We start from the raw sequence: 13,009 nt of genomic DNA, 5'->3' as shown, positions 1-13,009 counted from the left end.
AGCCTACGGACTCCGGTCTGCGGGGGCGGGGGCCTCGCTAGCCTGGGCTCATGACCTCCGCCACACCCGCTCGCCCCGCGCCCGCTGCCAGCCCGACGACGTCGCCCCGGGACGGTGCGCGACCGCGGCTGGTCGTGGGGCTCGCGCTGCTCGACGATGCGGCCGCGCCGACCCGCCTGCTGGCGGCCCGCCGCAGCGCGCCCGCCGCGCTGCGGGGACTCTGGGAGTTCCCCGGGGGCAAGGTCGAGCCGGGGGAGGGCATCCAGCAGGCGCTGCTGCGGGAGTGCCGGGAGGAGCTCGGGGTCGCCGTGCGGCTCGGCCCCGAGGTGGCGGCGCCGGAGCCCGCCGGGTGGGAGCTGGCCAACGGCGCCCGGATGCGGGTGCTCTGGGGCGTCCTGGCGGAGGAGGGGGCGAGGCCCCGAGCCCTCCAGGACCACGACCTGCTGGCGTGGCTGCCGCTGGCCGGGCCGGGCGTGCAGCACCTGGACTGGATCCCGGCGGACCGGCCGATCGTGGCCGAGGTGCTCCGCGGCGCCGCCACGGCGTTCTCGGCGGGGCGCTGAGCCGGCACGCGACCGGCCGCGCCCCGCGGACGGGTCAGAACAGCGCGGGCTGCGCCGCCGGGGCGGAGGGCCGGGACGCCGACCGGCGCCGGGCCGTGGGGCCGTCCTCACGCCGGATGCCGTGGGCGCCGCCGCGGGCCAGGCCGTGCCGTGCGGCGGCCTCCCCAGCCACCCGGGTGAGCATGCGACGGTACGACTCGGGCGCGTAGGCGGACCGGGCGTACATCTGCTCGTAGCCGGCCAACAGATCCGGGTGCTCGCGGCGGATCCAGTCCAGGTACCACTCCTTCGCGCCCGGCCGCAGGTGCAGGGCTCCCGGCATGACGCGCGCCGCCCCGGCGTCCACCAGCGCGCGCATGAGGGCGTCGATCTCGCGGTCCCCGTCCGTGAGCCACGGCAGCAGGGGCATGGCCATGACGGTGACGTCCGCACCCGCGGCGGCGAGCCGCTCGATCAGGCGCAGGCGTGCGGTCGGCGACGGCGTGCCCGGCTCGACCGCGGCGGCGATGGCGGAATCGAGCATCGCCAGGGACAGCGAGACCTGCACGGGCACCTGGCGCGAGGCCGCCTGCAGCAGGGGCACATCCCGCGCGAGCAGGGTCCCCTTGGTCAGCACGGAGAACGGGGTGCCGGAATCCGCCAGGGCCCGGATGATCCCGGGCATCAGCGCGTAGCGGCCCTCGGCCCGCTGGTACGGGTCCGTGTTGGTCCCCAACGCCACCGCCTCGCGGCCCCACGTGGGGCGGGCGAGCTCGGCGCGCAGCACCTCGGCGACGTTGACCTTCACGACGATCTGCCGGTCGAAGTCGGCCCCGGCATCGAGCTCGAGGAAGGTGTGGGTGCTGCGGGCGTAGCAGTACCGGCAGGCGTGGGTGCAGCCGCGGTACGGGTTCACGGTCCAGCGGAACGGCATGGCCGAGGCGGACGGCACCGAGTTCAGTGCGGTCTTGGCGAGCACCTCATGGAAGGTGACGCCCGCGAACTCCGGGGTGGTGACACTCCGCTGCAGGTCCGAGAGCGGCAGCAGGGCGGCGGAGCCGGCCGGTGTGCCGGCCGTCGCCCGCTGGGCTTCGCCCTCGGACCGCAGGGTCTGCGCTTCCCATCGCATGGCCAGAAGTAGAACACATGTTCGAATCGACTCGCAAGCGCGTACGAGTCCGGGCGTGGCGCGGACGCCCAGACGCGCCTACCGTTGTCGCCATGACCTCCCGTGCACCCGCCCCGGTAGCCCGCGTCCTGCTCACGGGCTTCGAGCCCTTCGGCGGGGACGTCCACAATCCGTCGATCGCCGCCGCGCGGGACGCCGTGGGCATCCTGGCGGACCGGGGTGTGACGGCCGAGGCGGTCGAGCTGCCGTGCGCGTTCGGCGCGGCCGGGCCGGCCCTGACCGCGGCCCTCGACCGGGTCCGGCCGGAGGTGGCGATCGCCGTCGGGCTGGCTGGCGGCACGGCGACGGTCCGGGTCGAACGGGTGGCCGTGAACCTGCAGGACGCCCGGATCCCGGACAACGCGGGGGAGCAGCCCGTGGACCGGCCCGTGCGCGCCGACGGTCCCGCGGCCCTGTTCGCCACCCTGCCCGCCAAGCGTGCCGTCGCCGCGATCCGGGAGGCCGGCGTCGCCGCGGAGCCGTCCCTGTCCGCGGGCGCGTTCGTGTGCAACCACGTCATGTACTCGCTCCTCGACGGCCCCGGCACCGCCCGGGCCGCCGGCTTCATCCACGTGCCGTGGGACACCGAGCACCGCCCGACGCCGGACACCCCGGCCCTGCCCGCGGCCGACCTGGCGCGCGCGGTGGCCGAGGCCGCCCTGACGGCGCTGGCCGGCGGCCCCGACCTCGACGTCCCCGGCGGCACCCTGCACTGACCTCCCCGGACCCCGGGTCCGTGTCGGCGCGATCGCCCGTGCCCGTCAGCGGCGGCGCCGCAGGCCGCGGACCACGGGCCGCTCGATGTAGCCGCCCAGGGCCAGGCTCGCGCGTCGTTCGAAGACGTTGCGCGAGGCCGGATCCCCGGTCCGCCACATCGACCACGCCGCCGCCAGCGCGTACGCCGGCAGGAAGGGCAGACCCAGCAGGAGGGCGTACTGGTCCGCATGGCCGGCCTCGTGCCGCCACAGCGCGGGCGTCATGCGCAGGCCGGGGCGGGTGAACACGACGTCGCCGACCGTGAACGCGGCCCCGCCCGGGAACCGGTGCGTCCAGCCGTGGGCCTCGATCAGCCCGTGCGGTCCGGGCCGCAGCGCGCAGCCGGCGACGACGGCGCCCACCAGCCCCAGCGGCGTCGCCAGGTTCAGCAGGTTCCACAGCCCGCGCGCCCGCACGTGCGCCGGAGGCGACGGCCGGGAGGGGGCCGCGGTCATGGCTGTGCCGCAGGATCGGCGTCCCCGGCGGGGGACCCGGACGCGGGGACGTCGAAGTAGAGCGGGGCATGGGCGGCGCAGCCCGGGTTGAACGGCGCCCCGCAGGCCGGGCACGCAGGATCAGCGGTGGCCTCGAGGGCGAGGTAGGCGGTCACGCTCAGCTCGGTGCGGCACACCCCGCACAGCACATGCGGCCGGTCGAACTCGCCGGCAGGCACCGGCACGGCCGGGTGGTCGGCGAGCTCCGCGTGGCAGCGGTGGCAGGACCAGTACGCGGGGCAGCAGGCGAAGCGCAGGGCGACGACGTCCCGCGCCGTGGCGTAATGGGCGCAGCGGGTCTGCGCGTCCAGGCCCACGCCCCGCAGCAGCGGGTCGGTGCCGTCGAGGGAGTCCGGGGCGGTCATGCGCCTCAGCCTAGGCCGAGCGGGCCCGGGGCGGACACTAGACTGACGGGCGTCCCACCGTCCCCCATGCGAAGGTCGTTGCCCTGATGACACCCAGCCCCGAGACCGGCGCGGAGCCCACCGCGCCCGTGGCGGAGATCTCCCCCGTGGACGCGGAGGCGGTGGAGGCCGCTGTGCAGGCCGCGCTCGCCGCATATGAGGCCGCGGCCGACCTCGATGAACTCAAGGCCGCCCGCCTGGCCCACACCGGCGACCGGGCCCCCTTGACTCTCGCGAACAAGGCGATCGGCGCTCTGCCCAAGGAGCGCAAGGCGGAGGCCGGCAAGCTCATGGGCGCCGCACGCGGCCGCCTGGGCAAGGCCCTGGCCGCCCGCACCGAGGTGCTCGAGGCGGAGCAGGCCGCGCGGATCCTGCGCGAGGAGACGGTGGACGTGACCACCGCGGTCCGTCGCCGCCGCGTCGGCGCCCGTCACCCGCTCTCGCTGACGATGGACCGTGTCTCGGAGATCTTCGTCGGCATGGGCTGGGAGATCGCGGAGGGCCCCGAGCTCGAGTCCGAGTGGTTCAACTTCGACTCCCTCAACTTCGCGCCGGATCATCCGGCCCGCGAGATGCAGGACACCTTCTTCGTGGACCCGGCCGAGGCCCACCTGCTGCTGCGCACCCACACCTCTCCGGTGCAGATGCGCTCCCTGCTCGAGCGGGGAGCCCCCACCTACGTGCTGTGCCCGGGCCGCACGTTCCGCACGGACGAGCTGGACGCCACGCACACCCCGGTGTTCCACCAGTTCGAGGGCCTGGCCGTGGACAAGGGCCTGACCATGGCCCACCTGCGCGGCACCCTCGAGTACTTCGCCCGCCAGATGTTCGGGGCGGAGGCGGCCATCCGCCTGCGCCCGAACTTCTTCCCGTTCACCGAGCCCAGCGCCGAGCTGGACATCTGGCACCCCGGCGCCAAGGGCGGGCCCCGCTGGATCGAGTGGGGCGGCTGCGGCATGGTGCACCCGAACGTGCTGCGCGCCGCGGGCCTGGACCCGGAGGAGTACTCCGGGTTCGCGTTCGGCATGGGCGTGGAGCGCACGCTCATGTTCCGCAACGAGGTCCCGGACATGCACGACATGATCGAGGGCGACGTCCGCTTCTCCCAGCACTTCGGAATGGAGGTCTGATCCATGCGCATCCCCCTGGACTGGCTGCGGGAGTTCGTCCCCGTGCCCGCGGAGCACCGTGCCGAGGACGTGATGGCCGACCTCGTCCGCGTCGGCCTCGAGGAGGAGGACGTCCACCGTCCGGCTGCCGAGCTGCAGGGCCCGATCGTCGTCGGGCAGGTGCTCTCCAAGGAGCCCGAGCCGCAGAAGAACGGCAAGACCATCAACTGGTGCTCCGTGCGCGTGGTGCCCGAGGGCGCCGCACAGCCGCTCACCGGCGAGGGGATCGAGCCCTCCGGCGTGCAGGGCATCGTGTGCGGCGCCCACAACTTCGAGGTCGGGGACAAGGTCGTCGTGGCCCTGCCCGGCGCGGTGCTGCCCGGCGACTTCCGCATCAGCCCCCGCAAGACCTACGGCCACGTCTCGGCCGGCATGATCGCCTCCAGCACGGAGCTGGGCATGGGCGACGACGGCACGGACGGGATCATCGTGCTCGGCGACCTCGGGCTCGACCCCGAGCCGGGCACCGACGCCCGGGACGTCCTGGACCTGCACGGCGAGGCCGCCGAGATCAACGTGACGCCCGACCGCGGCTACGCGTTCTCGATGCGCGGCGTCGCGCGCGAGTACGCGCACGCCACCGGCGTGCCCTTCACGGACCCGGCCTCCGCCGTCCACCCGCCCGCGGCCGACGACGCCGGCCCGGCCGTCCGCATCGACGACGACGCGCCGATCCACGGCGAGCCCGGGGCCACCCGCTTCGTGGCCCGCACGGTCTCCGGCGTGGACGCGACCCGCCCGACCCCGCCGTGGCTGGCCGCGCGCCTGCGCCTGGCCGGCATCCGCACCATCTCCCTGCCGGTGGACATCTCCAACTACGTCATGTGGGAGCTGGGCCAGCCCCTGCACTTCTACGACGCGGACACGCTCTCCGGCGAGATCGTGGTGCGCCGCGCGCGGGCCGGAGAGACTCTGACCACCCTCGACGGCAAGGAGCGCGAGCTCGACGCGGAGGACCTGCTCATCACGGACGACTCCGGCCCCATCGGCCTGGCGGGCGTCATGGGCGGGGCCGCCACCGAGGTCACGGACGCCACCACCACGATCGTGGTCGAGTCCGCGAACTTCGACCCCGTGTCGATCGCGCGTACGCGGCGCCGGCACCGCCTGCCCTCGGAGGCGTCGAAGCGCAACGAGCGCGGCGTCGACTGGGAGATCGCCGACGAGGCGGCCGAGCGGGCCGTCCAGATGCTCGTCGAGCTCGCCGGCGGCACCGCCGAGCCCGGGGTCACCGACGTCGGGACGCGGCCGCAGCCGGCCGTCGTCGAGATGGCCGCCGACTTCCCCTCCGCCCTGGTGGGCGTGGCGTACACGACCGACGAGGTCGTGGTGACGCTGCGGGCCCTGGGGGCCGAGGTGACCGTCGCCGAGGCCGCCGCCGACGTCGCCCCGCGGCTGACCGTGACCGCGCCGTCGTGGCGCACGGACCTGCGCATCCCCGAGGACCTCGCCGAGGAGGTCGCGCGCCTGCGCGGCTACGACGCGATCCCCTCCGTGGTGCCCGTGGCCCCGCCGGGCCGCGGCTTCACCCGCCGCCAGGCCCAGCGTCGCCGCGTGTCGGCCGCGCTCGCGGCCGCGGGACTCACCGAGGTGCTGGCCTACCCGTTCGTCTCCGAGGAGCAGAACCGGCGTTTCGGGGCGGACTCGGACGCGCAGGGCCAGGCCCTGGCGATGGTGGCCCTGGCCAATCCGATCGCCTCCCAGTACCGGTACCTACGCCTGTCGCTGCTGCCGGGCCTCGTCGAGACCGCGCGCCGCAACCTCGGACGCGGCTTCCGCGATCTGGCGCTGTACGAGATGGGGCTGGTCTTCCTGCCCGGCGCGCAGCTGGGCTCGGCGACGATCCCCCCGCGCGCGGTCCACCCCTCCGCCGAGGTCCTCGCCGACCTCGAGGCCGGCATCCCCGCCCAGCCGTGGCACGTGGCCGGTCTGTACGCCGGGCACGACTCGGCGCCCGGGCCGGACCACGACCCCCGCCCGGTGGACTGGCAGGACGCGATCGCCGGGGCCCTCGACGTGGCCGACGTCCTCGGCGTCGAGCTGACCGTCCGGCAGGGCCGGCACCACGCGTTCCACCCGGGCCGGGTGGCCGAGCTCGTCGTCGTGACCGAGCACGGGGACCGGGTGGTGGGCGTCGCCGGCGAGCTGCACCCGCAGTGGCTCGAGGCCGAGGACCTGCCCGCCCGCACGAGCGTGTGGGAGCTGGACCTGGACGCGCTGTGCGCCGCGGCCCCCGAGATCGTGGTCGCCGCACCGCTGTCCACGTTCCCCGTGAGCACGCAGGACGTGGCGCTCGTGGTGGACGAGGCCGTCGTGGCCGGGGACGTGCGCGCGACCCTCGCCGAGGGTGCCGGGGAGCTGCTCGAGGCCGTCGAGCTGTTCGACGTCTACCGGGGCGCGGGCGTGCCGGAGGGGCGGAAGTCCCTCGCGTTCTCCCTGCGCTTCCGCGCCCCTGACCGCACGCTCACCGCGGAGGAGGTCTCCGAGGCCCGCGCCGCGGCCACCGCGCTCGCGGCGCAGCGGCACGGGGCGGTCCAGCGCTGACCGTGTCCGTCGCGACCGGCCCGTGGGGCCTGACCTCGGCCGTCCCCGCCTCGGCGGGGGCGGCCGACGCCGTCTCCGCGCTGCTCGGTCAGGTGCGCACCGCCCTGACGGCGGCCTGGGGCGTGCCGGTGGGGCCGCTCGGGCTCCGGCACGCCTGCCCGCGCTGCGGCTCGGCCGCGCACGGCGTCCCCGCGCTGACCGGCCTGCCCCCCGGCCGGGTCGCCCTCGTCTCGTTCACGCGCGTCCGGATGCCCGGCACTGAGGACCGGGCGCGGATCGGGGCGTGGTGGGCGCCGGCACGGCCCGCCGACGGGCTCGGCCTCGGGGTGGACGTCGAGCGGGCGGACGCCGCGGCCTTCGCGGACGAGGACGGCCTGGGCGGGGTGGGCTTCTCGACGGCGGAGCGCGCCCGGGTGCGGGAGCTTCCCGCCCCCGAGAGGCCCGCCGCGCGGGCCCGGCTGTGGACGCGGAAGGAGGCGCTCGTGAAGGCCGCCGGCACCGGCTTCACGGGCGACCCCGCCGCCGTCGACGCACTGACCGTGCCGGCCGACGTCGTGCTGGTGGACCTGACCGACCGGCTTCCGGGCGGTCTCGTCGGGGCGCTGGCGCGGCGGGGCCGCTGAGTCGACCGCGCGGCCGCCTCAGCCCGGGAACGGCGGCAGGGCGGGCCGCAGCGTCCACGCGTCGAAGAGCTCGTCCACCTGCGCCCGGCTCACCCCGGCGTGCGGGGCCCACGCGTGCACGTGCGTGCGCAGCCCCAGGGAGTCGACGGTGCCGAACCGGTGCTCCCGCACCCAGGCGCGCAGCATGGAGCCGAAGAGGTCCGTGCCGAGCAGCTGCCGCAGTGCCTCCACGGTGAGCGCGCCGCGCTTGTACACCCAGTCCTCGAACATCTCCTCCGGCCCGGGCTCGGCCAGCGCCTGCTCCACCGGGTGCGCGGCCAGCTTCTGCCAGGCCCGCCGCGCCATCGAGGTGATGCTCGACCGCCCCGAGGCCTCGGCCCACAGCCACTCGGACCAGCAGGCGAAGCCCTCGTGCAGCCACAGGTCGGACCAGCGGCCCAGGGTCACGGCGTTGCCGAACCACTGGTGGGACATCTCATGGGCGATCAGCCGCTCGGACTCCCACGAGCCGTCCAGGTGGTTGGTGCCGAACAGGGACATGCTCGCGGCCTCGAGCGGGATCTCGAGCTCCTCATCGGCCACGACCGCGGTGTAGTCCTCGAACGGGTACGGCCCGTAGGCGTCGATGAACGTGGCCATCATGGCCGGCTGGGGGGCGAGGGCCCGGCGGGCCCGCTGCTCGGTCCGCGGGGAGACCACGAGGCGCAGCGGCGGCAGCCCCTCGGCGGGAGGGGCGGCGTCCACGAGCCGGTAGCGGCCGATCTGCACGCTGAGCAGGTAGGCGGGCACGGGCTGGTCGAGCCGCCACCGCCACGTGACCCGCGAGCCGCGCGTGCGCACGGGTGCGCCCACGCCGTTGGCGACGGGCAGGTAGCCCGCATCGCAGGTGAGGGTGATCTCCGCCGTCGAGCGCGAGGTGGGGGAGTCCACGCACGGCAGCCACGTGGAGGCGCCGTGGGGCTGCCCGGCCACGAGCACGCCGTCCGTGAGCTCCTCCCAGCCGATGGTGCCCCACGGGCTGCGCCGCAACGTGGGCGTGCCCGCGTAGACCACGGTGAGCTCCACGAGCGTGCCCTCCGGCCGGCTCTCGCCCAGGTCCACGACGAGGCGGCTCGGGGCGCGGCCCGGCTGGGTGAACGAGGAGGCGATGGCGCGGCCGTCGACGACGGCGGCCACCCGGGACACGCGCAGCCGGTGCAGGTCCAGCTCGATGCGGCGGCTCTGCTTCGTCAGGCGCACACGCAGGACGGCGGTGCCGGAGACCCGGTTCGCGGCCAGGCGCACATCGAGGTCCAGCGCGATGTGCTCGACGGTGGCGGCGTCGGTGCCGACGCCCGGGACGTAGGGATCGGTGCTCATGCTTCCTCTCGGGAGGGGGTGGCCGCGGCGGCGGGGTCGCCGTCGGGACGACGCCACGGGGAGACCGGGTTGCCGAGCCACCACGTGCCGGCGGGCAGCTCCTCGCCGCGCATCACGAGGGACCCGGCGCCGACGGTGGTGCCGCGGCCCAGGCGAGCGGCCGGCAGCACCACGGAGTGGGGGCCGAGGGTGGCGCCGTCCTCCAGGACGACGGCGTCCAGGGACATCACGCGGTCGTGGAACAGGTGGGTCTGGACGACGCAGCCGCGGTTCACGGTGGCGCCGTCGCCGAGCTCCACGAGGTCGGCCTCGGGCAGCCAGTAGGACTCGACCCAGGCGCCGTGGCCGATGCGGGCGCCCATCGCGCGCAGGAACCAGACCAGGGCGGGGGTGCCGGCCGCGGCCCGGCTGAACCACGGGGCGGCGAGGAACTCGGTGAAGGTGTCCGCGACCTCGTTGCGCCAGATGAACGAGGACCACAGCGGGTGCTCGCCCGCGCGGATCCGGCCGACGAAGACCCGCTTGGCGAGCACGGTCAGGCCCGCCGCGACCGCGCCGGCCGCGAGCAGGACGACGCCGCCCAGGACGAAGGCCAGCACCCACGTGCCGACCGCGATGAGGGCGGCCAGCGTCGCGCCGACGGCGATGGACAGGGCCACGTGCAGCCACACCGGGATCGCGCGCAGCAGCTCCCAGGCGGTGCGGGCGGCCTTGAGCCGGGCCGGCGGGTCGTAGGTGAGGGAGGCGTCCGCGGTGACCTCGTTGCGGCGCAGGCGCACGGGCGGGGAGCCCATCCAGGACGTGCCCGCCTTGGTCTTGGCCGGGGTGGTGGACAGCACCGCCACGAGCGAGTCGCGGCGCAGGGTACGGCCGCCGGGCACCATGCCGGAGTTGCCCACGAACGAGCGCTTGCCGACCTTCGCGGGGGCCACGTGCATCCACCCGCCGTCGAGGGAGTAGGAGGAGACCATCGTGTCGTCGGCGAGGAACGCGCCGTCGCCCACGCGGGTCATGCATGGCACGAGCACCACGGTGGAGGCCTCGACGCCGCGACCCACCTCGGCGCCCAGCAGGCGCAGCCACGTCGGCGTGAAGCGGGAGGCGTAGATCGGGAAGAGCTGGTCGCGGGCGGCGTCGAGGACGCGCTCGGTGGCCCACACCTGCCAGCCGACCCGGGAGCGCACGGGGTGGTGCCCCTCCGTGATGCCGAGTGCGAGCAGGCGCACGGTGACGAGCACGAGCAGCATCTGGGTCAGGAACCACACGCCGGCCACCAGGGGGCTCGCGGCCAGCAGGCGCGCCGCGGTGGTCCCGACGGCGGCCAGCGGTCCCGCCTCCGGGGCCGGCGGCCACCAGGTCAGCGACCACGCGGCCACCGCGGCCGCCGCGGCGGCGGAGACGAGCGGCAGGAGGGAGATGAGGGTCGAGAGGACGGTCGCCATCAGGCGCCAGCCCGGGGTCTCCCGCGGCGCCTCGGCGGGGCCGCGGGACTTCACCTTGCCCACCTTGACGGCGGGGGAGCCGGCGTGGCGCTGGCCGCCGCGCACCCGCCCGGCGACGGTGGACCCGGCCTCGACGTGCGCCCCGGCGCCGACCTGGGCGCCTGGCAGGAGCGTGGAGCGGGCGCCCACGACGGCGTCCGCGCCGATGCGCACCTCGCCGAGCCGGACGACGTCGCCGTCGACCCAGTAGCCGGACAGGTCCACCTCAGGCTCGATCGCGGCGCCCTCCTCGACCGTGAGCATGCCGGTGACCGGTGGCACGGTGTGCATGTCCACGTCCTTGCCGATCCGGTTGCCCAGCAGTCGCGCGTAGGCGGGCACCCACGTGGCGCCGGCCAGCGAGTAGGGGTCCACGAGGTCGCTGATCTGCTGGGCGAGCCACAGGCGCAGGTGGACGCGGCCACCGCGCGGGTAGGACCCGGGGCTCACGCCGCGCAGCAGCAGCCGGGCCGTCGCGGCGGTGAGCAGCATGCGGCCGGGCACGGTCACCACCAGCAGACCGGCCACGATCAGCACCCACCACGGCACGGTGGGCAGCCCGGGCGCGAGCCCGGAGAGCGTCAGCAGGTTCAGGGCCAGGCCGGTCCACACGCCCAGGCGCAGGGCGGGCAGGACGAACACGGGCAGTCCCACGAGGGTCTGGACCCACTGGGTGCGGTGGCGGGTGCGGTCGACGTGCCGGTCGTGCACCTCGATGCCGCGGGGGCCGTCGTCGCCCACGACGGCGGCCACGAGGGCCCCGGCGGTGGGGTTGCGGTAGACGTCCTGGACGGTCACGGCCGGGTGGCGCAGGCGCAGGCGGGCCACGAGCTGGGCAGCGGCGAGCGAGCCGCCGCCGGCCTCGAAGAAGTCGGTGTCGGCGTCCTTGGGGGGCGCGCCGAGCACGTCCGCCCACTGGCGCAGCACCCAGCCGTCGGCGGTGTCCTCGTTCGGCTGGGGCGCGTCCTCGTCCACCTCGGCGCCGGGCAGGGGCCACGGCAGCGCGTGGCGGTCCACCTTGCCGGAGGTCTTCGTGGGCAGGGAGTCCACGACGGCCAGCCGGGGCACGAGTGCGGCCGGCAGCTCCGCCGCGAGGTGCTCGCGGGCCATGTGCAGGTCGAGCTCGGCCTCGGGGTCCGCGGGGACGAGGTAGCCGACGAGGATCTGGTGGCCCGCCGGGGTGGTCTGCACGGCCGCGGCGCCGCCGTGGACGCCGGGCAGGGCCTGGAGGGCCGCGTCCACCTCGCCGAGCTCGATGCGGCGGCCGCCGAGCTTCACCTGGTCGTCGGCGCGGCCGACGAACAGCAGGCCCTCCGGCTCGAAGACCACGAGGTCACCGGAGCGGTAGGCACGCTCCCAGCCGAGGGAGGGCATGGGGGCGTACTTCTCGGCGTCCTTGGCCGGGTCGAGGTAGCGGGCCAGGCCGACGCCGCCGATGATCAGCTCGCCCGTCTCGCCCTCGGCCACGGGCAGCGTGGTCTGCGGGTCGACGACGGCCAGGTCCCAGCCGTCCAGGGGCAGGCCGATGCGGACCGGGCCGAGACCCGTGAGCGGGGCCGCGCACGCGACGACGGTGGCCTCCGTGGGGCCGTAGGTGTTCCAGACCTCGCGGCCGTCCTCCGCCAGGCGCGCGGCGAGCTCGGGCGGGCAGGCCTCGCCGCCGAAGATCAGCAGCCGGACGTTGTCCATGGCCTCGGTGGGCCACATCGCGGCGAGGGTCGGCACGGTGGACACGGCGGTGATGCGCCGCTCGGCGAGCCACGGGCCGAGGTCCATGCCGGAGCGCACGAGCGAGCGGGGGGCCGGGACCAGGCACGCACCGTGACGCCAGGCGAGCCACATCTCCTCGCACGAGGCGTCGAACGCGACGGACAGTCCCGCCAGCACGCGGTCGCCCGGGGCGAGCGGATCGTCCGCCAGGAAGATCCGCGCCTCGGCGTCCACGAAGGCCGCGGCCGAGCGGTGGCTCACCGCCACGCCCTTGGGGGTGCCCGTCGAGCCAGAGGTGAAGATGATCCACGCGTCGTCCTCGAGCCCGGGGGCGCGGGCCTCCGCGGCCGGGTCCGCGGTGTGCTCGGGGTGCGGGGCGTAGACCCGCTCGTCGGTGAGGACGCCGGCCACCTTCGCCTCGCCGAACACGAGGCGGGCGCGCTCCTCCGGATCGTCCGCGTCCACGGGGACGTAGGCCGCGCCGGCGGCGAGCACGCCGAGGATCGAGACGTACAGCGCGGCCGTGCCCGAGGCGATCCGCACGCCGACCCGGTCTCCCGCCCGCACGCCGGCGGCCCACAGGTGGCGGGCGGTCTCGTCGACGCGCTCCCGCAGCTCCGCGTACGTCAGCGGCTCGACGCCGTCGTCCAGGGCGGTCGCGTCCGGGTGCTCGCGCGCCGTGGCGTCGAAGAGCTCCACGAGCGTCCGGGCGGGCGGGGTGCGCTCGGAGCCGGGCAGCTGCGGCCGATGCGGCGCGCC

The 13,009-nt window shown here is 75.9% G+C and carries 10 protein-coding genes; 5 read left to right on the top strand and 5 right to left on the bottom strand.

Annotated features, from left to right (window positions below; translation table 11 throughout):
• Window positions 1-50 precede the first annotated feature (50 nt).
• Entirely contained in the window at window positions 51-563 is a 513-nt protein-coding gene (locus QL983_RS07170) for an NUDIX domain-containing protein (RefSeq protein WP_073117120.1), read from the top strand.
• A gap of 34 nt (window positions 564-597) precedes the next feature.
• Here QL983_RS07170 and QL983_RS07165 read toward each other — a convergent pair whose 3' ends face one another.
• Window positions 598-1,671, bottom strand: coding sequence for an Rv2578c family radical SAM protein (locus QL983_RS07165; RefSeq protein WP_073117122.1), 1,074 nt, complete (start codon window positions 1,669-1,671; stop codon window positions 598-600).
• A 92-nt stretch (window positions 1,672-1,763) separates the two neighbouring features.
• Between QL983_RS07165 and QL983_RS07160 the strand changes: the two genes are divergently transcribed.
• Window positions 1,764-2,426 (top strand): pyroglutamyl-peptidase I, encoded by a 663-nt coding sequence (locus QL983_RS07160; protein ID WP_144860325.1) that lies wholly within the window; start codon window positions 1,764-1,766, stop codon window positions 2,424-2,426.
• Window positions 2,427-2,471: 45 nt separating this feature from the next.
• Here the strand turns inward: QL983_RS07160 and QL983_RS07155 are convergent, their stop codons facing one another.
• Entirely contained in the window at window positions 2,472-2,921 is a 450-nt protein-coding gene (locus QL983_RS07155) for a hypothetical protein (RefSeq protein ID WP_049147952.1), read from the bottom strand.
• Window positions 2,918-3,325: a CHY zinc finger protein gene (locus QL983_RS07150; RefSeq protein WP_049147953.1), complete on the bottom strand. Its 408-nt coding sequence runs from the start codon at window positions 3,323-3,325 to the stop codon at window positions 2,918-2,920. The genes QL983_RS07155 and QL983_RS07150 overlap by 4 nt, the downstream gene beginning before the upstream one ends.
• Window positions 3,326-3,411: 86 nt before the next feature.
• Here QL983_RS07150 and pheS point away from each other — a divergent pair, with 86 nt between their 5' ends.
• From pheS to QL983_RS07135, 3 genes are read left to right on the top strand one after another with little or no spacing between them, the layout of a single operon-like run.
• A complete protein-coding gene (gene pheS / locus QL983_RS07145) occupies window positions 3,412-4,494 on the top strand; it encodes a phenylalanine--tRNA ligase subunit alpha (protein WP_049147954.1) in 1,083 nt (360 codons plus the stop codon).
• 3 nt (window positions 4,495-4,497) lie between these two features.
• Window positions 4,498-7,077, top strand: a complete 2,580-nt coding sequence (gene pheT / locus QL983_RS07140) for a phenylalanine--tRNA ligase subunit beta (protein WP_290152048.1) — start codon at window positions 4,498-4,500, stop codon at window positions 7,075-7,077.
• A gap of 2 nt (window positions 7,078-7,079) precedes the next feature.
• Window positions 7,080-7,700 carry a 4'-phosphopantetheinyl transferase superfamily protein gene (locus tag QL983_RS07135; RefSeq protein WP_129867161.1) on the top strand — a complete coding sequence of 207 codons (621 nt, stop codon included), beginning with the start codon at window positions 7,080-7,082 and terminating at the stop codon, window positions 7,698-7,700.
• 18 nt (window positions 7,701-7,718) lie between these two features.
• On the opposite strand, the gene QL983_RS07130 is transcribed toward QL983_RS07135, so the two are convergent.
• Window positions 7,719-9,059 carry a M1 family metallopeptidase gene (locus tag QL983_RS07130; protein WP_113914369.1) on the bottom strand — a complete coding sequence of 447 codons (1,341 nt, stop codon included), beginning with the start codon at window positions 9,057-9,059 and terminating at the stop codon, window positions 7,719-7,721.
• On the bottom strand, window positions 9,056-13,009 hold a 3,954-nt coding region (locus QL983_RS07125; protein ID WP_290152043.1), incomplete at its 5' end, for a Pls/PosA family non-ribosomal peptide synthetase. The genes QL983_RS07125 and QL983_RS07130, both read right to left, overlap by 4 nt.

This window comes from Micrococcus sp. APC 4021 (assembly GCF_030407635.1).
GTDB classification, from domain to species: domain Bacteria; phylum Actinomycetota; class Actinomycetes; order Actinomycetales; family Micrococcaceae; genus Micrococcus; species Micrococcus luteus.
This window is presented reverse-complemented; position numbering and strand designations above follow the sequence as displayed.